The organism is Blastococcus colisei, assembly GCF_006717095.1.
Taxonomy (GTDB): domain Bacteria; phylum Actinomycetota; class Actinomycetes; order Mycobacteriales; family Geodermatophilaceae; genus Blastococcus_B; species Blastococcus_B colisei.
In genome coordinates, this window is the sequence record NZ_VFQE01000001.1 from 1,331,369 (window position 1) to 1,355,185 (window position 23,817).

General features: G+C 69.4%; 18 protein-coding genes and 3 rRNA genes. 16 read left to right on the plus strand and 5 right to left on the minus strand.

From position 1 onward, the window contains the following. Positions 1 to 4 precede the first annotated feature (4 nt). Positions 5 to 679: a nickel pincer cofactor biosynthesis protein LarB gene (gene larB / locus FHU33_RS06390; RefSeq protein WP_142024588.1), complete on the minus strand. Its 675-nt coding sequence runs from the start codon at positions 677 to 679 to the stop codon at positions 5 to 7. A gap of 50 nt (positions 680 to 729) precedes the next feature. Here larB and FHU33_RS06395 point away from each other — a divergent pair, with 50 nt between their 5' ends. From FHU33_RS06395 to rrf, 11 genes are all read left to right on the plus strand, one after another. Further along, entirely contained in the window at positions 730 to 1,068 is a 339-nt protein-coding gene (locus FHU33_RS06395) for an antibiotic biosynthesis monooxygenase family protein (protein WP_142024589.1), read from the plus strand. 74 nt (positions 1,069 to 1,142) lie between these two features. Continuing rightward, complete coding sequence (locus FHU33_RS06400) at positions 1,143 to 2,282, plus strand: branched-chain amino acid aminotransferase (RefSeq protein ID WP_142024590.1); 1,140 nt, start codon at positions 1,143 to 1,145, stop codon at positions 2,280 to 2,282. 21 nt (positions 2,283 to 2,303) lie between these two features. Beyond that, positions 2,304 to 3,275, plus strand: coding sequence for a bifunctional riboflavin kinase/FAD synthetase (locus FHU33_RS06405; RefSeq protein ID WP_142024591.1), 972 nt, complete (start codon positions 2,304 to 2,306; stop codon positions 3,273 to 3,275). A gap of 92 nt (positions 3,276 to 3,367) precedes the next feature. After that, positions 3,368 to 3,637, plus strand: coding sequence for a 30S ribosomal protein S15 (gene rpsO, locus FHU33_RS06410; protein ID WP_142024592.1), 270 nt, complete (start codon positions 3,368 to 3,370; stop codon positions 3,635 to 3,637). A 289-nt stretch (positions 3,638 to 3,926) separates the two neighbouring features. After that, positions 3,927 to 6,179: a polyribonucleotide nucleotidyltransferase gene (locus FHU33_RS06415; RefSeq protein WP_211355018.1), complete on the plus strand. Its 2,253-nt coding sequence runs from the start codon at positions 3,927 to 3,929 to the stop codon at positions 6,177 to 6,179. An 11-nt stretch (positions 6,180 to 6,190) separates the two neighbouring features. Continuing rightward, on the plus strand, positions 6,191 to 7,537 hold the full coding sequence (locus FHU33_RS06420) for a M16 family metallopeptidase (protein WP_142024593.1): 1,347 nt from the start codon (positions 6,191 to 6,193) through the stop codon (positions 7,535 to 7,537). A gap of 8 nt (positions 7,538 to 7,545) precedes the next feature. Further along, entirely contained in the window at positions 7,546 to 7,911 is a 366-nt protein-coding gene (locus tag FHU33_RS06425; RefSeq protein ID WP_142024594.1) for a VanZ family protein, read from the plus strand. A 44-nt stretch (positions 7,912 to 7,955) separates the two neighbouring features. After that, the gene (gene dapB / locus FHU33_RS06430; RefSeq protein ID WP_211355019.1) at positions 7,956 to 8,759 is read left to right on the plus strand and encodes a 4-hydroxy-tetrahydrodipicolinate reductase; all 804 of its coding nucleotides are present in this window, start codon (positions 7,956 to 7,958) and stop codon (positions 8,757 to 8,759) included. Between the two features lie 331 nt (positions 8,760 to 9,090). Then, a 16S ribosomal RNA gene (locus tag FHU33_RS06435) occupies positions 9,091 to 10,611 on the plus strand. Between the two features lie 463 nt (positions 10,612 to 11,074). Beyond that, a 23S ribosomal RNA gene (locus tag FHU33_RS06440) occupies positions 11,075 to 14,224 on the plus strand. A 119-nt stretch (positions 14,225 to 14,343) separates the two neighbouring features. Further along, positions 14,344 to 14,460: ribosomal RNA gene (gene rrf / locus FHU33_RS06445) — 5S ribosomal RNA — on the plus strand. Together the 16S, 23S and 5S rRNA genes form the textbook arrangement of a ribosomal RNA operon. 155 nt (positions 14,461 to 14,615) lie before the next feature. On the opposite strand, the gene FHU33_RS06450 is transcribed toward rrf, so the two are convergent. Further along, positions 14,616 to 15,341, minus strand: coding sequence for a DUF2461 domain-containing protein (locus tag FHU33_RS06450; RefSeq protein ID WP_142024595.1), 726 nt, complete (start codon positions 15,339 to 15,341; stop codon positions 14,616 to 14,618). Beyond that, positions 15,338 to 15,931, minus strand: a complete 594-nt coding sequence (locus FHU33_RS06455; RefSeq protein ID WP_142024596.1) for a GNAT family N-acetyltransferase — start codon at positions 15,929 to 15,931, stop codon at positions 15,338 to 15,340. Before FHU33_RS06455 ends, FHU33_RS06450 begins: the two co-directional genes overlap by 4 nt. 64 nt (positions 15,932 to 15,995) lie before the next feature. Here FHU33_RS06455 and FHU33_RS06460 point away from each other — a divergent pair, with 64 nt between their 5' ends. Beyond that, positions 15,996 to 17,231, plus strand: a complete 1,236-nt coding sequence (locus tag FHU33_RS06460) for a winged helix-turn-helix domain-containing protein (protein ID WP_142024597.1) — start codon at positions 15,996 to 15,998, stop codon at positions 17,229 to 17,231. Here the strand turns inward: FHU33_RS06460 and FHU33_RS06465 are convergent. Next, positions 17,199 to 17,633 carry a DUF1232 domain-containing protein gene (locus FHU33_RS06465; RefSeq protein ID WP_142024598.1) on the minus strand — a complete coding sequence of 145 codons (435 nt, stop codon included), beginning with the start codon at positions 17,631 to 17,633 and terminating at the stop codon, positions 17,199 to 17,201. The genes FHU33_RS06460 and FHU33_RS06465 overlap by 33 nt on opposite strands. Positions 17,634 to 17,722: 89 nt before the next feature. Here FHU33_RS06465 and FHU33_RS06470 point away from each other — a divergent pair, with 89 nt between their 5' ends. The 4 genes from FHU33_RS06470 to FHU33_RS06485 all read left to right on the plus strand — a co-directional run bounded on the left by FHU33_RS06470 (position 17,723) and on the right by FHU33_RS06485 (position 21,721). After that, positions 17,723 to 18,532 (plus strand): thymidylate synthase, encoded by an 810-nt coding sequence (locus tag FHU33_RS06470; protein WP_342778629.1) that lies wholly within the window; start codon positions 17,723 to 17,725, stop codon positions 18,530 to 18,532. Continuing rightward, positions 18,529 to 19,041, plus strand: a complete 513-nt coding sequence (locus tag FHU33_RS06475) for a dihydrofolate reductase (RefSeq protein ID WP_246063342.1) — start codon at positions 18,529 to 18,531, stop codon at positions 19,039 to 19,041. Before FHU33_RS06470 ends, FHU33_RS06475 begins: the two co-directional genes overlap by 4 nt. A gap of 9 nt (positions 19,042 to 19,050) precedes the next feature. Next, complete coding sequence (dapA, locus tag FHU33_RS06480; protein ID WP_142024599.1) at positions 19,051 to 19,947, plus strand: 4-hydroxy-tetrahydrodipicolinate synthase; 897 nt, start codon at positions 19,051 to 19,053, stop codon at positions 19,945 to 19,947. A 73-nt stretch (positions 19,948 to 20,020) separates the two neighbouring features. Continuing rightward, the gene (locus FHU33_RS06485; RefSeq protein ID WP_142024600.1) at positions 20,021 to 21,721 is read left to right on the plus strand and encodes a ribonuclease J; all 1,701 of its coding nucleotides are present in this window, start codon (positions 20,021 to 20,023) and stop codon (positions 21,719 to 21,721) included. A gap of 99 nt (positions 21,722 to 21,820) precedes the next feature. On the opposite strand, the gene FHU33_RS06490 is transcribed toward FHU33_RS06485, so the two are convergent. Then, the gene (locus FHU33_RS06490) at positions 21,821 to 23,782 is read right to left on the minus strand and encodes an alpha/beta hydrolase family protein (RefSeq protein WP_246063344.1); all 1,962 of its coding nucleotides are present in this window, start codon (positions 23,780 to 23,782) and stop codon (positions 21,821 to 21,823) included. Positions 23,783 to 23,817: the final 35 nt, after the last annotated feature.

The window sequence follows — 23,817 nt, forward strand, 5'->3', positions numbered from 1 at the left end:
TGCGCTACCGCTGGGCCGACCGGGCGATGCGGGCGGCCGCCACGCCCGCGCCGAAGCCGTTGTCGATGTTGACCACGAGCACGCCAGGCGCGCAGGCGGTGAGCATCGTCAGCAGCGCGGCCAGGCCCTCGAACGCCGCGCCGTAACCCACCGACGTGGGCACGGCGACGACGAGGCGGTCGGTCAGGCCGGCCACCACGCTCGGCAGGGCCCCGTCCATGCCCGCGACGACGACGACCGCATCGGCCGCGGCGACGTCCGGGGCGACCGCGAGCACGCGGTGCACCCCGGCCACGCCGACGTCGTCCACCCGCGTGCAGCCCACCCCGCTCGCCGCGAGGGTGGCCGCGACCTCGGCGGCGACCGGCCCGTCCGACGTCCCGGCGGTGAGGACCAGGACGTCGCCGACCGGCGCCGGGAGGTCGCCCACGAAGGCGCACCGTGCGTCGACGTCCACGACCGCCTCCGGCCACCGCTGGAGGATCGCCCCCGCCGTGACGTCGTCCACACGGGTCGCCCAGGCCGGCGAGGCGCCGCCCTCGAGGAGGGCCGCCAGGCAGGCGACGGTCTGGGCCGGCGTCTTGCCGGCGGCGTAGACGACCTCGGGGGTGCCGGTTCGCTCGGCCCGGTCCAGATCGAGTCGGGCGAATCCCAGGTCGGCGGTGCGTTGTACGTCCACTGCACCAGCATGCGCGATTGATCGTGGCGCGGGTCGGGAAGGGGAGGGCCATGAGCGTCGTCAAGATCAACGCGATCACGGTTCCGAAGGACAAGCAGGAGCGTTTCGAGGAGCGCTTCCGGGGCCGCGCCGGGGCCGTCGAGAAGACCCCCGGATTCGAGTGGTTCGAGCTGCTGCGGCCCCTCGAGGGCACCGATCAGTACCTGGTCTACACCCGGTGGAGCAGCGAGGAGGACTACCAGGCCTGGCAGTCGGGGCAGGACTTCGACCGCGCCCACGACGGGGGAGGGGACACCCTCGCGCCGGCCGCGTCGGATTCCCACCACCTGTGGTCCTACGAGGTGCTCGAGTCCGCCGGGCCGCACGCCGGCCAGGAGAACCAGGTGTGACCGCCAGCTAGTGTGGCGGCACCGCCCCGCCCGCAGGGGGCGGCGCCGATCCTTCGCACACGCAGGTGGGAGCCATGACCGACACGCTCGCCGACAGCCGTACCTCCTCGCGGATGTTCACCGACGGCGTGCCGCTCGTGGTGGAGGACGTGACGCGTCGCCCGGCCGCCGAGCGCGCGGGAATCCTTGCCGATCCGGGGTTCGGGCGGCATTTCACCGACCACATGTTCGTGGCCCGCTACGAGGTCGGTCGGGGCTGGTACGACGCGCGGCTCACCCGGTATGCCCCCCTGCAGCTCGACCCGGGCGCGGCGGCACTGCACTACGCGCAGTCGATCTTCGAAGGGCTCAAGGCCTACGCCCAGCCCGACGGCACCGTCGCAACCTTCCGCCCGGAGGCCAATGCTGCCCGCTTCGTGCGCAGCGCCGAACGGCTGGCGATGCCCCCGGTGCCCGAGCAGGCGTTCCTCGCCGGCGTCGATGCGCTGGTCGACGCCGACCGCGACTGGGTTCCGACCGGTCCCGACCAGACCCTGTACCTGCGGCCCTACCAGCTCGCGGTCGAGTCCTTCCTCGGCGTCCGGCCGGCGCACGAGTACCTGTTCCTGATCATCGCCAGCCCGGCCGGCGCGTACTTCCCGCGCGGGGTCCAGCCGGTCTCGGTCTACGTCTCCGAGGACTACGTCCGGGCCGCCCCGGGTGGCACCGGCGACGTCAAGTGCGCCGGCAACTACGCGGCCAGCCTGCTGCCTCAGCAGCAGGCCAGCGCGCTCGGCTGCGACCAGGTGGTCTACCTCGACGCCGTGGAGAAGAAGTACATCGAGGAGCTGGGCGGGATGAACCTGTTCTTCGTCCTCGGCTCCGGCGCGGACGCCGAGCTGGTCACGCCGGAGCTCTCCGGCACCCTGCTGCCCGGCATCACCCGCGACTCGCTGATCACCCTCGCCCGGGACATGGGGCACCGGGTGACCGAGCGGAAGGTCACTCTCGACGAGTGGCGCAGCGGCGTGACCGACGGCGTGATCACCGAGACCTTCGCCTGCGGGACGGCCGCGGTGATCACCCCGCTCGGCGAGGCCAAGGCCCGCACCGGCGACTTCCTGGTCGGTGCCGGCGTCCCGGGGACGCTGACCATGGCGCTGCGCGAGTCCCTCCTGGACATCCAGCACGGGCGGGTGGCCGACACCCACGGCTGGCTGCACCGGATCGCCTGAGCGACGCGGACGAGCTGTCGCGTGCTGCGCTGGCGTGGGCTGGAGTCCACCCCCGGTGACCTCGGCCGGACCGTGGTCACGGTCGGCATGTACGACGGCGTCCACCGGGGGCACCAGAAGCTGATCGGCGCCGCGGTCGACCGGGCCCGGGCGATGCGTCGGCCGTGTCTGCTGCTGACCTTCGATCCCCACCCGGCCGAGGTGGTCCGGCCCGGATCCCACCCGGCGATCCTCACCTCGATGGACCGCAAGGCGGAGCTGGTCGCCGAGCTCGGTGTCGATGCGATGTGCGTGCTGCCGTTCACGCAGGAGTTCATGCGCCTCTCGCCGGAGACGTTCACCCACACCGTCCTCGTGGAGCACCTGCATGCCGCGCAGGTCGTGGTGGGCGAGAACTTCACCTACGGCCACCGGGCGGCGGGCACCGTCGAGACGCTCACCGTCGAGGGACGGCGGTTCGGTTTCGCGGTCGAGGGAGTGGCGCTCGCCGAGGACACGTCCGACGACGGCTCCCAGACCGACACCGTGACCATCTCCTCCACGTACATCCGTGCCTGCGTGGCGGCGGGCGACATGGTGTCGGCCGCCCGGGCGCTGGGACGGTCGCACCGCGTCGACGGCGTCGTCGTCCGTGGTGACCGGCGGGGCAGGGACCTCGGCTACCCGACGGCGAACGTGGAGACCCCGCCGTTCACGGCGATCCCCGCCGACGGCGTCTATGCGGGCCACCTCGTCACGCGGGATCCGCGCAGCGGAAGCAGCCGTGAGCGGTACCCGGCGGCCATTTCCGTCGGCACCAACCCCACCTTCCAGGGCAGCCGGCGGACGGTCGAGGCCTACGTGCTCGACTACGAGGGCGATCTCTACGGCGAGCACGTCGGAGTCGAGTTCGTCCAGCGGCTGCGGCCGATGGCCTCCTTCCCGGATGTCGCGGCGCTGGTGGTCGCCATGGACAAGGACGTCGCCGACGCCCGCCGGATCCTCGGCATGTAGCCTGGGGGGTGACGTCGGGTGACCGGCGTGTGTGAAATCTGCCCCCGTGACCCAGACCGGGGGCCACACGTGACCCGCCCCGGAGGCGAACCATGGCGCTCGACAGCGCGCTCAAGAAGCAGATCATGACCGAGTACGCCACGGTCGAGAACGACACCGGCTCGCCCGAGGTGCAGGTCGCGATGCTGACCAAGCGGATCACCGACCTCACCGAGCACCTCAAGATGCACAAGCACGACCACCACAGCCGGCGGGGGCTGCTCCTGCTGGTCGGTCGCCGCCGCCGTCTGCTGAACTACCTGGCCAAGACGGACATCAACCGTTACCGGTCGCTCATCGGGCGGCTGGGTCTGCGCCGCTAGGCACCACGAGGGGGCCGTTCCGGGAACAATCCGGACGGTCCCCTTCCGTGTGCGGCACCCGCCGTGCGCGGAGAAACCGGCCAGCCGCCGGACGCGTCCCCGTAGGGCCGGTCCTCGGTAGTGGCTCCCGGGACGTATCGGTTTCCCCCGAGCGGGGAACGGCACCGCCCGAGGGCTTCGATCGAGCACCGGTCGCCCCGGACGCAGGACGGCATCCGTCAGAGGACTGGCCGTCAGAGGAGTCGCAGGTCGGCACGAGGCCGCTGCGACGAAGAAGAGAGAAGGACACGTGTCCGCACCCACCATCACCGCTGAGTTCGACGCCGAGGACGGCGTCACCACCGCCACCGCGGTCATCGACAACGGCAGCTTCGGCAGCCGCAGCGTCACCTTCGAGACCGGCCGGCTCGCCCGTCAGGCCGCCGGCTCCGTCGTCGTCACCATGGGCGACACCATGCTGCTCTCGGCCACCACGGCCGGCCGTCAGCCGAAGGAGCAGTTCGACTTCTTCCCGCTGACCGTCGACGTCGAGGAGCGGATGTACGCCGCCGGGCGCATCCCCGGCTCGTTCTTCCGTCGCGAGGGCCGGCCGTCAGAGGACGCGATCCTCACCTGCCGTCTGATCGACCGCCCGCTGCGCCCGACCTTCGCCAAGGGCCTGCGCAACGAGGTCCAGGTCGTCATCACGGTCATGTCGCTGGACCCCGAGCACCTCTACGACGTGCTCGCGATCAACGGCGCCTCGGCGTCCACCCAGCTGTCCGGCCTGCCGTTCTCCGGCCCGGTCGGCGGCACCCGCGTCGCGCTGATCAACGGCCAGTGGGTCGGCTTCCCCACCCACGCCGAGCTCGAGGACGCCGTCTTCGACATGGTCGTGGCCGGCCGCGTGCTGCCCGACGGTGACGTCGCGATCATGATGGTCGAGGCCGAGGCCACCGAGAAGACCATCCAGCTCGTCGCCGGTGGCGCCCCCGCTCCGACCGAGGAGGTCGTGGCCCAGGGCCTCGAGGCCGCCAAGCCCTTCATCAAGGCGCTGTGCGAGGCGCAGGCCGCCGTCGCCGAGAAGGCCGCCAAGCCGGTCGCCGAGTTCCCCCGCTTCCTGGACTACCAGGACGACGTCTACGCCGCCGTCGAGGCGCAGGTCGGCGACAAGCTGGCCCAGGCCCAGCAGATCGCCGGCAAGCACGAGCGCGAGGACGCCACCGACGCGCTCAAGGACGAGGTCAAGGCCGCCCTGGCCGGCCAGTTCGAGGGCCGCGAGAAGGAGATCTCCGGCGCCTTCCGCGCGCTGACCAAGAAGGTCGTCCGCCAGCGCATCCTGCGCGACAAGGTCCGCATCGACGGCCGTGGCCTCACCGACATCCGGCCGCTGTCGGCCGAGGTCGAGGTCATCCCGCGGGTGCACGGCTCGGCGCTGTTCGAGCGCGGCGAGACCCAGATCCTGGGCGTCACCACGCTGAACATGCTCCGCATGGAGCAGCAGCTGGACACGCTGTCGCCGGTCAACCGCAAGCGCTACATGCACAACTACAACTTCCCGCCGTACTCGACCGGTGAGACCGGCCGCGTGGGTTCGCCCAAGCGCCGCGAGATCGGCCACGGTGCGCTCGCCGAGCGTGCGCTGGTTCCGGTCCTGCCCGACCGCGAAGAGTTCCCCTACGCCATCCGGCAGGTGTCGGAGGCGCTCGGCTCCAACGGCTCGACGTCCATGGGCTCGGTCTGCGCCTCGACGCTGGCGCTGCTCAACGCCGGCGTGCCGCTCAAGGCGCCCGTCGCCGGCATCGCCATGGGCCTGGTGTCCGACGAGGTCGACGGGAAGACCGAGTACGTCGCGCTGACCGACATCCTCGGCGCCGAGGACGCGTTCGGTGACATGGACTTCAAGGTCGCCGGCACCAAGGACTTCGTCACGGCCCTCCAGCTGGACACGAAGCTCGACGGCATCCCCTCCGACGTCCTCGCCGGTGCGCTGACCCAGGCCCGCGCGGCCCGGCTGCACATCCTCGACGTCATGGGCGAGGCCATCGACGGCCCCGACGAAATGAGCCCCTACGCCCCGCGGGTCACCACGGTGCGCATCCCGGTCGACAAGATCGGCGCGGTCATCGGCCCCAAGGGCCAGATGATCAACGCGATCCAGGACGAGACCGGCGCCGACATCACCATCGAGGACGACGGCACGATCTACGTCGGCGCGTCCGACGGCCCCTCGGCCCAGGCCGCGGTGGACCGGATCAACGCCATCGCCAACCCGACGCTGCCCAAGGTCGGCGAGCGCTTCCTCGGCACGGTCGTCAAGACCACGCCGTTCGGCGCCTTCGTCTCCCTGCTGCCCGGCCGCGACGGCCTGGTGCACATCAGCAAGCTGGGTGGCGGCAAGCGCATCGGCAAGGTCGAGGACGTCGCGAACGTCGGCGACAAGATGCAGGTGGAGATCACCGACATCGACGCCCGCGGCAAGATCAGCCTCGTGCCGGTCGCCGAGGGCGACACCGGCGGTGCCGACGTCCCGGCCGAGGCCCCTGCGCCCGCGGCTGAGTGACGACGTCTGACATGCAGGGAGCCGGGGCGGGTGCAGCAGCACCCGCCCCGGCTCCCGTCGGGCAGACCGAGCTGCTCGACCTCGACGAGGTCGGCGGCCGGGTGGAGCGCACCGAGCTGCCGGGTGGCCTGCGCGTCCTGACCGAGACGATGCCCGGCGTCCTGTCGGCGACGCTCGGCATCTGGGTCGGCGTCGGGTCCCGGGACGAGAGCCCGGCCGTGGCCGGGTCCTCGCACTTCCTCGAGCACCTGCTGTTCAAGGGGACGACGACGCGCAGCGCGCTGGAGATCGCGACGGCGATGGACGCCGTCGGTGGTGAGATGAACGCCTTCACCGCCAAGGAGCACACCTGCTTCTACGCGAACGTGCTGGCCTCGGACCTGCCGCTCGCGGTGACGCTCCTGTCGGATCTGGTGACCGAGGCGCGCAACACAGTCGAGGACCTGGAGTCCGAGCGCACGGTGGTGCTCGAGGAGATCGCCATGCGCGACGACGAGCCGTCGGACGCGGTGCACGACCTCTTCTCCGAGACGATGTTCGGCGACACCCCGCTCGGCCGGTCGGTCCTGGGCAGCGTGGAGTCGATCGAGGGGCTCACCCGGGACGACGTCGACGGCTGGTACCGCGGCCGGTACGCCGTGCCCTCCATCGTCGTCACGGCGGCGGGCCGGGTGGACCACCACCAGGTGCTCGACCTCGTCACCGCCGCCTTCGCCGACCGGCTCGGCGGCGAGACCCGCCCGGCCCCGTTGCGCACGGGGGAGGGCGCCGTGCACAAGCCGGCCCGCTCCGCCGGCCTGATCGCGCGGAAGACCGAGCAGACCCACCTGCTGCTGGGCACGCCCGCCATGGGTCGGCTCGACGAGCGCCGGTACGCCGGTGCCGTGCTCGACGCGGCGGTGGGCGGTGGTATGAGCTCCCGCCTCTTCCAGGAGATCCGGGAGAACCGTGGGCTGGTCTACAGCGTGGGATCGGCGCTGTCGCACTACGCCGGCGTCGGCTCGTTCTCGGTGTACGCCGGATGCGCCAAGAAGCGCGTGCCCGAGGTGCTGCGGCTGATCCGCGCCGAACTGGATCGCGTGGCCGCGGACGGCATCACCGCCGAGGAGGTCGCGCGCAGCCGCGGCCAGCTCAAGGGCGGGCTCGTCCTGGGGCTGGAGGACACCGGGTCCCGGATGAGCCGGCTCGGCAAGAGCGAGCTCTCCTACGGCGAGTACCTGCCCGTGCGCGAGGTGCTCGCCCGCCTCGACGCCGTCGACGAGGCACAGGTCCGGGACGTGGCCGCCGAACTGTTCGGCCAGGACACCTGCCTGGCGGTCGTCGGGCCCTATCGCGAGTCCGACCTCGACCGTCTCTGATCGTCGGAATGCGCGACGCCCTGCAGGTCCACGGCGCCCTCTCCCGCGGGGCCTTCGCCGTCGTCGTGCTGGTCTCCCTGGCGGTGCTGTTCGCCCCGGCGTCCGACGTGCCCAGTGCGCCCCCGGGGGTCGACAAACTGGTGCACGCCGGCCTCTTCGCCGCTCTCGCCGTCACCGGGCGCTGGGCGGGCATCGGCGTCGGAACGCTGGCGGCGCTGCTCCTCGGATACGCCGTGGTCAGCGAGCTGATCCAGGGCTTCACGCCGGTGGCGCGCAGCGCCTCCCCGGCCGACGTGCTGGCCGACGCGGTCGGAACAGTCCTGGGACTGCTGGTGTGGAGGCTGCTCGCACGGCCGACCCCGCCTCCGCCCTGACGGGGCGGCTTGCGCCTGGGCCGTCGTACGGGAAACCTGACGGAGTGACCACGAGCACCTCCACCCATCAGCAGGACCCGCCGACGGCCACCCCCGAGGTGCCGCTCATCAACGTGGGGGTCCTCGGCGCCCGGGGACGCATGGGCACGGAGGTGGTCAGGGCGGTCAACGCCGCCGACGACCTCGAGCTGGTCGCCATGGTCGACGACGGCGACTGGCTGTTCGACATCGCGAACGCCGGCGCGCAGGTGGTCGTGGACTTCACCCGCCCCGACGTCGTCATGGACAACATCCGGTTCTGCATCGACAACAACATCCACTGCGTGGTCGGCACGACGGGCTTCGACGAGGCCAAGCTCGCCACGATCGCCGAGTGGCTCGAGCCCAAGCCCGAGGTCGGTGTGGTCATCGCACCGAACTTCGGCATCGGGGCGGTCCTCCTGATGAAGTTCGCGCAGGAGGCCGCCCGCTTCTTCCCCTCGGTCGAGGTCGTCGAGCTGCACCACCCGAACAAGGTCGACGCCCCCTCCGGGACGGCGGTCCGGACCGCACGCCTGGTCGCCGCGGCCCGCCGCGCCGCGGGGCTCCCGCCGTCGCCGGACGCGACCACCGATGCGCTCCCCGGCGCACGCGGGGCGGACGTCGAAGGGGTCCCGGTGCACGCGGTCCGGCTGACCGGGCTGGTCGCACACCAGGAGGTGCTCATGGGGGCGGCGGGGGAGACCCTGACCCTCCGGCACGACTCCTTCGACCGGGCGTCGTTCATGCCCGGTGTCCTGCTGGCGGTGCGGGAGATCGGCCGGCGCCCGGGTCTCACCGTCGGCATCGAGAGCTTCCTGGGCCTCTGAGACGGCACCCCGGCCACCGCCGGTACCCCCCGTGCACGGCCCCAGAAGGTCGTGTACTGTTCTCCATGCGCCGCGCGGACCGGAAGGTCCGCCGGGCCAGCCCCCCGGTGCGGGGCCGCTGGAAACCGGCGTAGTGTTGGACATCCAGCCAGTGATGAAGCCCGTGAGGGTGGAGTTGTTGCGCGTCCGCTCTTTGAGAACTCAACAGCGTGCCGAAAGTCAGTGCCAAGTAATACCCCGTGCCGGGGCCCTTCGGGTTCTGGTTTGGGATTCCTTTGGTTGATTGATATCGAGAGTGCTAGCTCTCGGTTCTCAGCCGGTATCGAATTCATCTACGGAGAGTTTGATCCTGGCTCAGGACGAACGCTGGCGGCGTGCTTAACACATGCAAGTCGAGCGAGCCCCACCTTTCGGGGTGGTGTGCTAGCGGCGAACGGGTGAGTAACACGTGGGCAACCTGCCCCCGGCTCTGGGATAACTCCAAGAAATTGGGGCTAATACCGGATATGACTGCTGACCGCATGGTCTGGTGGTGGAAAGATTTATCGGCTGGGGATGGGCCCGCGGCCTATCAGCTTGTTGGTGGGGTAGTGGCCTACCAAGGCGACGACGGGTAGCCGGCCTGAGAGGGTGACCGGCCACACTGGGACTGAGACACGGCCCAGACTCCTACGGGAGGCAGCAGTGGGGAATATTGCGCAATGGGCGGAAGCCTGACGCAGCGACGCCGCGTGGGGGATGACGGCCTTCGGGTTGTAAACCTCTTTCAGCAGGGACGAAGCGAAAGTGACGGTACCTGCAGAAGAAGCACCGGCCAACTACGTGCCAGCAGCCGCGGTAATACGTAGGGTGCAAGCGTTGTCCGGAATTATTGGGCGTAAAGAGCTCGTAGGCGGTTTGTTGCGTCGGCTGTGAAATCCCGAGGCTCAACCTCGGGTCTGCAGTCGATACGAGCAAACTAGAGTGTTGCAGGGGAGACTGGAATTCCTGGTGTAGCGGTGAAATGCGCAGATATCAGGAGGAACACCGGTGGCGAAGGCGGGTCTCTGGGCAACAACTGACGCTGAGGAGCGAAAGCGTGGGGAGCGAACAGGATTAGATACCCTGGTAGTCCACGCCGTAAACGTTGGGCGCTAGGTGTGGGGCTCATTCCACGAGTTCCGTGCCGCAGCTAACGCATTAAGCGCCCCGCCTGGGGAGTACGGCCGCAAGGCTAAAACTCAAAGGAATTGACGGGGGCCCGCACAAGCGGCGGAGCATGTTGCTTAATTCGATGCAACGCGAAGAACCTTACCTAGGCTTGACATGCACGGAAATCTCCCAGAGATGGGGGGTCCGTAAGGGCCGTGCACAGGTGGTGCATGGTTGTCGTCAGCTCGTGTCGTGAGATGTTGGGTTAAGTCCCGCAACGAGCGCAACCCTCGTCCTATGTTGCCAGCACGTGATGGTGGGGACTCATAGGAGACTGCCGGGGTCAACTCGGAGGAAGGTGGGGATGACGTCAAATCATCATGCCCCTTATGTCTAGGGCTGCAAACATGCTACAATGGCCGGTACAAAGGGCTGCGATACCGTGAGGTGGAGCGAATCCCAAAAAGCCGGTCTCAGTTCGGATTGGGGTCTGCAACTCGACCCCATGAAGTTGGAGTCGCTAGTAATCGCAGATCAGCAACGCTGCGGTGAATACGTTCCCGGGCCTTGTACACACCGCCCGTCACGTCACGAAAGTCGGTAACGCCCGAAGCCGGTGGCCCAACCCTTGTGGAGGGAGCCGTCGAAGGCGGGATCGGCGATTGGGACGAAGTCGTAACAAGGTAGCCGTACCGGAAGGTGCGGCTGGATCACCTCCTTTCTAAGGAGCACTTCACCGCACCCCTTGCTGGGTGTGGTGCAGAGCCGCGCCCGCACCGTGATCGGCCGCTCGTCTGGAGTGGTCGGCGAGCGTGTGGGGTGGTGCTCGAGGGTGGAACGCTGACCAGTTCGGCCGGCAGCTGCGGCTGCTCCTAGTACGGCCCCGTTCGCGGGGTGGGGAACGGGGTGGGTGCGGGTGGTCGGTTCGTAGGCACGCTGTTGGGTCCTGAGGGAGCGGGCCATCCGGGGAACCGGGTGCTGCGATCTCGTGTCGGGGCCTTCCTGCTTCTCGTACCGCTGTCGCCCTGTGGGGTGGTGGGTCCGGCGGGGACATGTGGGGGGTGTCTGGTCGTACGTTGAGAACTGCACAGTGGACGCGAGCATCTTTTGACTCTGATTAGCAGAGTTCTTGTAGGCCCGCTCATCGATGTCTTTCCGGGCGTGGATGGGTGGGATTTTTGTGTGGCCAAGTTGTTAAGGGCGCACGGTGGATGCCTTGGCACCAGGAGCCGATGAAGGACGTAGGAGGCTGCGATAAGCCTCGGGGAGCTGTCAACCGAGCGTTGATCCGAGGATTTCCGAATGGGGGAACCCCGCACCAGTCATGTGGTGTGACCCGCGCTTGAACACATAGGGCGTGTGGAGGGAACGTGGGGAAGTGAAACATCTCAGTACCCACAGGAAGAGAAAACAACCGTGATTCCGTGAGTAGTGGCGAGCGAAAGCGGATGAGGCTAAACCGATTGCATGTGATAGCCGGCAGGCGTTGTGTGGTCGGGGTCGTGGGACCGTCCAGTCGGATCTGCCGATCCGACGGGGAGTAAGAAAACAGCGTCGTTAGTGGAAGGCCTCTGGAAGGGGTCGCCGTAGAGGGTGAGAGCCCCGTACACGAAAACGCGTTGTCTCCCGGACGTGTTTCCCAAGTAGCACCGAGCCCGTGAAATTCGGTGTGAATCTGGCGGGACCACCCGCTAAGCCTGAATACTCCCTGGTGACCGATAGCGGACAAGTACCGTGAGGGAAAGGTGAAAAGTACCCCGGGAGGGGAGTGAAATAGTACCTGAAACCGTGTGCCTACAAGCCGTGAGAGCCTTAGCACCTTCGGGTGCGGGGTGATTGCGTGCCTTTTGAAGAATGAGCCTGCGAGTTAGTGGTACGTGGCGAGGTTAACCCGTGTGGGGTAGCCGTAGCGAAAGCGAGTCCGAACAGGGCGAGTCAGTCGCGTGCCCTAGACCCGAAGCCGAGTGATCTACCCATGGCCAGGTTGAAGCGCGGGTAAGACCGCGTGGAGGACCGAACCCACCAGGGTTGAAAACCTGGGGGATGAGCTGTGGGTAGGGGTGAAAGGCCAATCAAACTCGGTGATAGCTGGTTCTCCCCGAAATGCATTTAGGTGCAGCGTCACGTGTTTCTTGCCGGAGGTAGAGCACTGGATGGCTGAGGGGCCCCACAAGGTTACTGACGTCAACCAAACTCCGAATGCCGGTAAGTGAGAGCGTGGCAGTGAGACTGCGGGCGATAAGGTTCGTAGTCGAGAGGGAAACAGCCCAGATCATCGGCTAAGGCCCCTAAGCGTGTGCTAAGTGGAAAAGGATGTGGAGTCGCAGAGACAACCAGGAGGTTGGCTTAGAAGCAGCCACCCTTGAAAGAGTGCGTAATAGCTCACTGGTCAAGTGATTCCGCGCCGACAATGTAGCGGGGCTCAAGCACACCGCCGAAGCCGTGGCATTCACGCGCCGTCCTCGGATGGCAGCCCGTCGGTTCCCTTTCAGGAGCCGGCCAGGTGTGTGGATGGGTAGGGGAGCGTCGTGTGGCGGTCGAAGCGGCGGAGTGATCCAGCCGTGGACGCCACGCGAGTGAGAATGCAGGCATGAGTAGCGAGAGGGGAGTGAGAACCTCCCCCGCCGGAAGACCAAGGGTTCCTGGGCCAGGCTAATCCGCCCAGGGTGAGTCGGGACCTAAGGCGAGGCCGACAGGCGTAGTCGATGGACAACGGGTTGATATTCCCGTACCCGCGAAGGAACGCCCATGCTGAACCCAGCGATGCTAACCGCCCGAACACCCGTGACTGGTTCTTTCGAGGATCGGTGGCGGGGACTAGCGCGGGACCCGGACTGGTAGTAGGCAAGCGATGGGGTGACGCAGGAAGGTAGTCCTACCGGTGAGTGGTAGTACCGGGGCAAGGGTGTGGCCCGCGACGTAGGTAAATCCGCGTCGCACACAGGGTGAGGCCTGACGCATAGCCGAATGAGGCGAATTGGATGGTCCTATGCTGCCGAGAAAAGCCTCTAGCGAGTTCCGAGCGGCCCGTACCCCAAACCAACTCAGGTGGTCAGGTAGAGAATACCGAGGCGATCGAGCGAACTGTGGTTAAGGAACTCGGCAAAATGCCCCCGTAACTTCGGGAGAAGGGGGGCCCCAAACTGTGAACCGCCTTGCGCGGGGCAGCGGTGGGGGGCCGCAGAGACCAGTGAGAAGCGACTGTTTACTAAAAACACAGGTCCGTGCGAAGTCGTAAGACGATGTATACGGACTGACGCCTGCCCGGTGCTGGAACGTTAAGGGGACGGGTTAGTGCCTTCGGGCGCGAAGCTCAGAACTCAAGCGCCAGTAAACGGCGGTGGTAACTATAACCATCCTAAGGTAGCGAAATTCCTTGTCGGGTAAGTTCCGACCTGCACGAATGGCGTAACGACTTCTCAGCTGTCTCAACCACAGGCTCGGCGAAATTGCACTACGAGTAAAGATGCTCGTTACGCGCGGCAGGACGGAAAGACCCCGGGACCTTTACTATAGCTTGATATTGGTGTTCGGTTCGGCTTGTGTAGGATAGGTGGGAGACTGTGAAGCGGGCACGCCAGTGTTCGTGGAGTCGCCGTTGAAATACCACTCTGGTCGAATTGGATGTCTAACCTCGGTCCGTGATCCGGATCAGGGACAGTGTCAGGTGGGTAGTTTAACTGGGGCGGTTGCCTCCCAAAATGTAACGGAGGCGCCCAAAGGTTCCCTCAGCCTGGTTGGCAATCAGGTGTCGAGTGCAAGTGCACAAGGGAGCTTGACTGTGAGACCGACGGGTCGAGCAGGAGCGAAAGCTGGGACTAGTGACCCGGCACCGGCATGTGGAAGCGGTGTCGCTCAACGGATAAAAGGTACCCCGGGGATAACAGGCTGATCTTCCCCAAGAGTCCATATCGACGGGATGGTTTGGCACCTCGATGTCGGCTCGTCGCATCCTGGGGCTGGAGTAGGTCCCAAGGGTTGGGCTGTTCGCCCATTAAAGCGGTACGCGAGCTGGGTTTAGAACGTCGTGAGACAGTTCGGTCCCTATCCGCCGTGCGCGTAAGAGACTTGAGAAGAGCTGTCCCTAGTACGAGAGGACCGGGACGGACGAACCTCTGGTGTGCCAGTTGTACCGCCAGGTGCACTGCTGGTTGGCTACGTTCGGCAGGGATAACCGCTGAAAGCATCTAAGCGGGAAGCTCGCTTCAAGATGAGGTCTCTCACCGGGTCAACCGGGTAAGGCCCCCGCCCAGACCAGCGGGTTGATAGGCCGGAAGTGGAAGCACCGCGAGGTGTGCAGCTGACCGGTACTAACAGGCCGAGGGCTTGACCACACACACCCACCGGCGGTGGGTGCAGAACCCTGGTCAGAGTCAACTATTCGAAGAATGCTTCGCGTCCACTGTGCGGTTCTGAACGCACGAACCAGACGGTTCGTACATGTTCACAGAGTTACGGCGGCCATGGCGAGAGGGAAACGCCCGGCAACATTCCGAACCCGGAAGCTAAGCCTCTCAGCGCCGATGGTACTGCCCTGGAGACGGGGTGGGAGAGTAGGACGCCGCCGGACAACCATTCCCGAAGGGGCCCCAGCATCCGTGCTGGGGCCCCTTCGGCATGCCCCCCATCCCGCCGCAACCGGGGCGGCCCCGGGTCCTGTCGCACCGAAGGCCCGCCCGGCCGTGCCGCGAGAGCCGTGGCGTGCGCGGGCGCCCGCGGTCGGGATCATCTCGACGCGGGAAGTGCCCCGTCGCATCCGGGGGCAGGTTGACCGCCCGTTCCGCCGGCGGGACGGGCGACTGCTTCTTTCGCGGTGGCACCGACGTTGTCGGAGAGCCACGCGTTCAGCGGCCGCAGTTCCCGCCAGGAGTCACGCACCCGGTCCAGGGCCCGACGGTCGTGCAGCCAGTCCACCGGCTCCCAGCGCCGAGTTCCGTGCAGCGACTTGTGCTTGAGCAGTTCCAGGCGAGGAGCGTCGGCGGCATGCCCCGCCGGGACACGGACGAGCCGCTCACCCTCGATGCTCCAGCCGCCCGCCACCAGGCGCGCGACCTCCTCCTCGAGCCGTGGACCCTGAACGCCGTCGGCGACCGCCCGGCGGTACCGCGCGACCTGATCCGACTCCCACCGCCAGGAGCCGCCGGACACCATGAGGCCCTCGGCCGAGATCTGCACGTACCAGGAGCCGGTGCCACCGCCGTCGGGGTGCACGACCGCCCCCTGATGCGTCTTGTAGGGGGTCTTGTCGTGGCTGAAGCGGACGTCGCGGTAGGGGCGGAAGACCTTCGGCGTGCCGAACTCCGGCGCGATCTCGTCCAGGAGCGCTTGGAGCGGAGCGCGGACGTGCGTGTCGTAGGCGCTCTTGTTGCGGGTCCAGTAGGTCTTGGAGTTGTCGGCCTCCAGACCCTCGTAGAACACCAGCCCCTCGTCGGGGAAGCCCTCGAAGCTCACGGTCGTGCCTCCTCGTCGGCGAGCAGGGCGTGCCAGCGGATCTCCCGCAGCGGGCTCCCACCCGTGTCCAGCGTCCTGGCCCAGCCGTCCGGTCCCCAGCCCGCCGACTCGTAGAACCCCTGTGACACCCGGTCGTCCTCGAGCAGCCAGACCTGGAGCCGTGCGGCGCCGCCGTCCCGGGCGACGTCGCTGACCGCCGCCAGGAGGCGGCTGCCGTGGCCTCGTCGACCCCACCGGGGCTCGACCAGCAGGGTGCCCAGCTCCGCGGTGGGACCGGCCGGATCGGGCGCTTCACCGGGAGTCAGCTCGGCCGGCCCGAAGGCGGCGAAGCCCACGACGGTGTTCCGTTCCAGCGCGACGAGGACGCCGTGTCCCGGGGTGGGAGGAGAGGTGATGGCCGACGCCCAGCTCGCGGTCGCCGCTTCGGCGTCCCAGTGGTCGAGCACGTCCTCAGGTAGGGCCCGGCGATACGCCGTCCGCCAGGTGACCACCTGGATCCGGGCGATCTCGTCGGCGTCCTGCGGCAGGGCCGGGCGGACGGAGACGTCCGCGGACCCGGTGACACGCGGAAAGCCCGCCTCAGGATTCACCCGGGCAGCGTAAGCGTGCCCGCCCTCGCGGCGGACGTCGTACCCGCCCGGCAGGATCGGCGGTGTGAGCGCACCCGCGATCGAACGGCTGCCCGCCGTGCTGGCCCGGCGGATCGCCCTCGCGGCCCAGGGATTCGCCGACCCCCGCCCGTCGACCGGCGTCGGGATCCGCCAGTTGCGCCGGCTCGTCGACCGGCTGGCCGTCGTGCAGATCGACTCGGTGAACGTCCTCTCCCGCTCCCACTACCTGCCGGCGTTCAGCCGGCTGGGCAGCTATCCGCGCGCAGCCCTCGACGACCTGACGGCTCGCCGCCACGCGGTCTTCGAGTACTGGGCGCACGAGGCGTCGTTCCTGCCGGTCCGGCTGCAGCCCCACCTGCGCTGGCGCATGGCCGCGGCCGAGGAGCACGCCTGGGGCAACATGGTGCGGCTCCAGCGCGAGCGGCCGGGATTCGTCGCCGAGGTGCGCGAACGCGTCCGCACGGAGGGGCCGCTCAAGGCCGGTGGCCTGCTCGAGGGCAAGCGTGAACGGTCCGGGGAGATGTGGGACTGGCACGCCGGCAAGGTGGCGCTGGAGTGGCTCTTCTTCACCGGGGAGGTCACCGCCACGCACCGGACGACGAGCTTCGAGAAGGTCTACGACCTCACCGAGCGGGTGCTGCCGGCCGCCGTGCTGCAGGCGCCCACACCCGACCCCGCCGACGCGGTCCGCGAGCTGGTGCGCACCGCGTCGCAGGCCCTCGGGGTGGCGACCGAACGCGACCTGCGCGACTACTTCCGGCTGCGCCCGGAGGCTGCCCGCACGGCGATCGCCGAGCTCACCGCCGCCGGGGAACTGCTCCCGGTCGAGGTCACCGGCTGGGGCGCACCGGCCTGGCTCGACCCCGAGGCGCGCCGTCCGCGCTGGATCCGCGCCCGCGCGCTGCTGAGCCCGTTCGACTCCCTCGTCTGGGAGCGGCCGCGCGTCGAGCGGATCTTCGGCTTCCGCTACCGCCTGGAGATCTACACGCCCGCGGCCAAGCGGGTGCACGGCTACTACGTCCTGCCGTTCCTGCTCGGCGACCAGCTGGTTGCCCGCGCGGACCTCAAGGCCGACCGCAAGGCCGGCGTCCTGCGGGTCCAGGCGGTACACGGCGAGGAGGGCATCGACCGGCCGATCGTCGCGCGGGCGCTGGCCGAGGAGCTGCGGCTGATGGCCGACTGGCTGGAGCTCGACGATGTCACCGTCTCGGGCGCCGGTGACCTGGCGGCCGACCTCGCTCACGCCTCAGCGGCGGTCCGGGTCGACGTCGGGGCGTGACCGCCCCCGCCCGGCCAGCCGCAGGACGACGGCCAGCCCGGCCGGTCCACCGGGCCACGCGCGCAACAGGGCCTCGCTGCCCGCCGTCCGCACCACCCAGCGCAGAGCGACCGCGACCACCACGACGTCGTCGGCGTAGCCGAGGACGGGGACGATGTCGGGCACGAGATCCACCGGGGAGAGCAGGTAGCCGAGCAGCAGCCAGAGCCGGACACGCACGCCGCGGGGGAGCGACCGGTCGACCGCCACGCGCCGCACCAGGCGGACGAGGTCGGGCAGCAGCCGCAGCGCCTCGCGCACCGTGAGGTCCTCGGGCCGGGCTCGCCAGAGCAGCAGGATCAGGAGCGCCCAGAGCAGCAGCACGCCGCCCCCGACCGTAAGCACGGCCTGCCACCAGTCCACGCGCGGAGTCTGCCGGGAGCTGGTGGGCCGGTGGTGCAGGTGGGGATCGGAGCGTGCTCGCTGTCAGGGGCCGCCCGTACTCTCGGGCCGTGGACGGCGCACCCATCGACACCCAGTACGAAGACCTGCTCCGGCGCATCCTCGAGCAGGGGACGCCCAAGCAGGACCGGACCGGCACCGGCACGGTGAGCCTCTTCGGGGAGCGGCTCCGGTACGACCTGTCCGAACGCTTCCCCCTGGTGACGACGAAGAAGGTCCACTTCAAGTCGATCGCCGTCGAGCTGCTGTGGTTCCTCCGGGGCGACAGCAACGTCGGCTGGCTGCGCGACAACGGCGTCACCATCTGGGACGAGTGGGCCTCCGCCGACGGCGAGCTCGGGCCGGTCTACGGCGTGCAGTGGCGGTCGTGGCCGGCCCCGGACGGCGAGCAGATCGACCAGATCTCGAACATCCTGTCGACACTCCGCAGCGACCCCGACTCGCGCCGCATGATCGTCTCGGCCTGGAACGTCGCCGCCCTGCCGGACATGGCGCTGGCGCCCTGCCACGCGTTCTTCCAGTTCCACGTCGCCGACGGCCGGCTCTCCTGCCAGCTCTACCAGCGCAGCGCCGACATGTTCCTCGGCGTCCCGTTCAACATCGCCAGCTACGCGCTGCTGACCCGCATGGTCGCCGACCAGGTGGGCCTGACACCCGGAGACTTCATCTGGGTCGGGGGCGACTGCCACATCTACAGCAACCACACCGACCAGGTCCGCGAGCAGCTCTCCCGCGAGGTGCTGCCCTTCCCGACGCTGGACCTCGCCCCGGCGCCGTCGCTGTTCGACTACACCTACGAGCACTTCACCGTGAACGACTACCGGCACCACCCGGCGATCCGGGCAGCCGTGGCGGTGTGAGCCCGGTCGCGATGATCTGGGCGCAGGCCCGGAACGGGGTGATCGGCGCCGGCGGCGGCCTCCCGTGGCACCTGCCCGAGGACCTGAGGCTCTTCCGCACCCTCACCACGGGTTCGACCGTCGTCATGGGGCGGCGTACGTGGGAGTCACTGCCCGAGCGGTTCCGCCCGCTGCCCGGCCGCACCAACGTCGTCCTCACGTCGGACCGGGCGTGGTCGGCCGAGGGCGCGCGGCGTGCGGGGTCCGTGGCGGAGGCGCTCGCGGCGGGCGAGCCGCTCTGGGTGATCGGCGGTGGGGCCGTCTACGAGTCGTTCCTGCCGCACGCCGATCGGCTGGTGGTCACCGACGTGGACGTGGCCGTCGAGGGCGACACGTGGGCGCCGGCGATCGGGTGCCAGTGGCAGCGGGTCAGGCGCACACCCGAGGGAGGCTGGTCGTTCTCCTCGTCGTCCGGCCTGCGGTACGCCGTGTCGGAGTACGCGCGGGGGACCGTCGCTCCCGCTGGGTAGATTCTCCTCATGACCAGCGACCCCGCTCGGCCCTTCGGGCGTGTGCTCACGGCGATGGTGACCCCGCTGGCCGAGGACGGTTCCATCGACCTGTCGGGTGCCCAGGAACTGGCTGCGCACCTGGTCGACCGGCAGTCCCACGACGGGCTGGTCGTCTTCGGGACGACGGGAGAGTCGCCGACGATCAGCGACGGCGAGCAGCACGCGGTCCTCGAGGCCGTGATGGACGCCGTGGGTGACCGGGCGACCGTCGTCGCCGGCGTCGGCACCAACGACACCGCGCACTCCATCGAGAAGGCCCAGTCGGCGGCGCGGCTGGGCGTGCACGGCCTCCTGGTCGTGACGCCGTACTACAACCGGCCGCCGCAGGCGGGGCTGCTGCGGCACTTCACCGCGGTCGCGGACGCCACCGACCTGCCGGTGATGCTCTACGACATCCCGCCGCGCTCGTCGATCCCGATCGAGGTCGAGACGCTGGTCCGCGCGGCCGAGCACCCCCGCATCGTCGCGGTGAAGGACGCCAAGGCAGACCTCGGTGCGGTCGCCTGGACGCTGGCCCGCACCGACCTCGCCTACTACTCCGGCGAGGACATGCTGAACCTGCCGCTGCTCTCCCTGGGCGCCGTCGGCGTGGTCAGCGTCGTCGGGCACGTGGTCGGACCTCGGCTGGCCCAGCTGATCGCCGCCGTCGAGTCCGGTGACCTGGTGACGGCGCGCGCGGTCAACGAGAGCCTGCTGCCCGTCTACACCGGGATCTTCCGCACCCAGGGCGTGATCATGGCGAAGGCCGCCCTGAAGGAGCTCGGCCTGCCGGCCGGACCGGTGCGCCCGCCGCTGGTCGACGCCACCCCGGAGCAGGTCGCGCAGCTGCGGGAGGACCTGGTGGCCGGCGGAGTGCTCCGGTGAGCGAGCTTGCGAGCTCACCCATGGGCAGAGCAGTGGCGCGAGCGTGCCCGACGAGCGCTAGCGAGGAGGGCTCGTGAGTGGCCAGGTCACGCAGCCGCACCTGCACCTCAAGGCACCGCCGCCGCTGCCCGAGGGCGGACTGCGCGTGATGGCGCTCGGCGGGCTCGGCGAGATCGGCCGCAACATGGCCGTCCTCGAGTTCGACGGCAAGCTGCTGATCATCGACTGCGGCGTGCTGTTCCCCGAGGCGGAGCAGCCGGGCATCGACCTGATCCTGCCCGACTTCGGCGTCATCGAGCACCGGCTGGACGACGTCGTCGCGGTGGTCCTCACCCACGGGCACGAGGACCACATCGGCGCCATCCCGTACCTGCTGCGGCTGCGCGAGGACATCCCGCTGGTCGGGTCGCGGTTCACCCTCGCGCTCGTCGCCGCGAAGCTCCGCGAGCACCGCCTCGACCCCACGCTGGTCGAGGTCGCCGCAGGGGAGGACCACGTCGCCGGTCCGTTCTCCTGCGAGTTCATCTCGGTCAACCACTCGATCCCCGACGCGCTCGCCGTCGCGGTGCGCACGCCGGCCGGCGTCCTGGTGCACACCGGCGATTTCAAGATGGACCAGTTGCCCCTCGACGGCGTCCTCACCGACCTGGGCGCCTTCGCGCGGCTCGGCGCCACCGGCATCGACCTGCTGCTCTCGGACTCGACCAACGCCGAGGTGCCCGGCTTCGTCACCCCCGAGCGCAGCATCGGTCCGGTGCTCGACGACGTGTTCGCGCGCGCGTCGCAGCGGCTGATCGTCTCCAGCTTCGCCAGCCACGTGCACCGCATCCAGCAGGTGCTCGACTGCGCGGAGACCCACGGCCGCAAGGTCGCGCTCGTCGGCCGGTCGATGGTCCGCAACATGGGTGTCGCCCGGGATCTGGGGCTGCTCCGCGTCGCCCCGGGGCTCATGGTGTCCCTCGACGACGCCGCCGCCATGCCGCCCGAGCAGGTGGTGCTGGTCAGCACCGGCTCGCAGGGGGAGCCGCTGTCGGCGCTCGGCCGCATGGCGCGGGGCGAGCACCACCAGGTGACGATCGAGGCGGGTGACACCGTCGTCCTGGCCTCGTCGCTGGTCCCGGGCAACGAGACCGCCGTCTACAAGGTGATCAACGGCCTGGCCCGGCTGGGCGCCACGGTGGTGCACAAGGAGACGGCTCGTGTGCACGTCTCGGGGCACGCACCCGCCGGTGAGCTGCGCACGCTGCTGAACGTCGCCAGGCCGCGGTACCTGATGCCCGTGCACGGCGAGTGGCGGCACCTGCGCGCCCACGCCGCGCTGGCGGAGGAGACCGGCATGGCCAGCGATCGGGTGATCCTGGCGGAGGACGGGGTCGTCGTGGACCTGATCGACGGGAAGGCCTCGATCGTGGGCAGCGTGCCGATCGGCAACGTCTACGTCGACGGGCTCAACGTCGGCGACGTGGGGGAGGAGTCGCTGCAGGCCCGGCGGATCCTCGGTGATGAGGGGTTCGTGGCGCTGACCGTGGTGATAGAGCCATCGACCAGGACGATCGTGCGGCCGGTGCACCTGTCCACCAAGGGCTTCTCCGACGACCCGTCGGCCTTCGACGAGGTGCTGACCCTGGTCGAGGACAACCTCAAGCGCGCGCTCCAGGACGACGAGGTGGACTCGCACCGGCTGTCGCAGATCATCCGGCGGACCGTCGGCAAGTGGGTGTCGGACACCCACCGCCGCCGTCCGATGATCATCCCGACCGTCCTCGAGGTCTGATCGCCGCCCGTCCCGGCGTCGCGCCCGATGATCAGGTGACCTGATCACCGAGGGTCCTCCCACACCACCGGTGGTGAGGGAGGACCCAGAACGATCAGGTCACCTGATCATGATCGGCTCGATGCCTTCCGCCTCGGGCAGGTCGAAGCCCCACACTTGGGCGTAGAAGGAGAGCTCGCCGTCCAGGGCGGCCCGGATGTTCTCCGCCTTCCGGAAGCCGTGCTGCTCACCGGCGAACAGCAGGTAGACGTGCGGGATGCCCTTCTCGCGCAGGGCGGCGACGATCGCCTCGGCCTGTTCCGGCGGCACGACCGCGTCCTCGTCGCCCTGGAACACCGCCAGCGGGGTGTCGAGCGCGTCGACGTGGTTGATCGGCGAGCGTTCGTCGTAGACCGCCCGGCCGGAGGGCCACGGGGCCACGAGGCCGTCCAGGTAACGGGACTCGAACTTGTGCGTCTCGGCGGCCAGCGCCCCCAGGTCGGCGACGCCGTAATGGCTGGCGCCGGCGGTGAAGACGCCCGGGCGCATCGTCAACGCGGCGAGCGTCGTGTAGCCGCCCGCCGAGCCCCCGCGGATGGCCATCCGGGCCGGGTCGACCCGCCCGCTGTCGGCGAGGAAGCGCGCGCAGGCGACGACGTCGTCCAGGTCGAGGACGCCCCACCGGCCCTGCAGCGCGTCGCGGTACCGGCGGCCGTAGCCGGTGGAGCCACGGTAGTCGACGTCGGCGACGCAGAACCCCCGCGACGTCCAGTACTGGATCTCCACGTCGAGCACCGGGACCGCACCGGCGGTCGGCCCACCGTGGACGACGACCATCAGCGGCGGCAGGTCGCCCTCGGGACCCGACGTCTCCGGGTTGGTCGGCGGGTAGACCAGGGCGTGCGCCTCGGCGATGCCGGTGCCCCGCTCGTCGGTGGGGAAGGTGACGTGCTCGGGGGAGGAGAACCAGGCGGGGTCCAGCCCGAGGTCCCGGGCCGGGCGCAGCACCTCGCAGGCGCCGCCGTCGACGTCCGCCCGCAGTACCACCGGCTCGCTCGACGGGCTCCCGGCCACGCAGACCACGGCCGTGCCCTGGGCGGTGACGTACCGGAACGTGCCCCACGGCAGATCCAGCTCGCGCAGGTCGCCGTCCTCCAGGACGGCGAGCCGGTCGGCGCCGTCGCGGCCGTACGCGACCACGATCCGGCCGTCGGCCAGCAGCGCGTACCGGCTCTGCCCGAAGACCCACTGGGGGCCGGCGATGTCGCTGCCGACGTCGAGGACCAGCTCCACCTCACCGTGCGGACGCCGGCGGTACAGCGACCAGACATCGGTGCGGTCGCACAGGAACCACAGGGTGCCGTCGGCGCCCCATACCGGCTGCACCACGGACTCGCCGGGTCCACCGGCCATCACGTGCTCCCGCCCGTCGGAGCCGCGGACGACGAGCCGCGCGGCGTCCCACGGCATGTTCGGGTGGTCCCACTGCAGCCACGCGAGCGCGTCACCCTCGGGGGAAAGGCGCGGGTCGGAGACGAAGTCCGGACCCGAGACCAGGACCTCGGTGCCGTCCGGGCCCACGCGGACGATCTCGTTTCCCACCTCGGCGGCCGCACCGGACGCGGGATGGGTCTCGCGGACGGCGAGAGCGACGCCCTCCCGGACCCGCAGGTCGGCGTGGCGGGAACCGGCGGGGACGGCAGGCTCGGGGGTGACGGCGACCGGCGCGTCGCTGCCCGCGTCGAGCCGGTACAGCCGCTGGTCGGAGAACTCGGTGAACCACAGCGTGCCGGCCGACACCGTCCACGCGCCGCCCCCGTACTCGTGCACCCGAGTGCGGGCGTTCCAGGGCGCCGGCAGGACGTCGGCGACCGTGCCGTCGGCCGATCGACGGACGATCACCGACCGGCCGCCCTCGGCCGGCCGTGACTCCGACCACCAGACGTCGTCCCCGTCCACCACCACCTCACCGAGCCGCGCGGCCGCCCGGACGACGAGTTCCGAGGTGATCGGGGTGGGCCATGCGCCGTGGATCATCGCGCCGTGGCTCATCGCGCCGTGGGGCAGGGGAGTCGAAACCATGCGTGTGACGTTAGGGCCCCCGGCCAGGAGTTGGG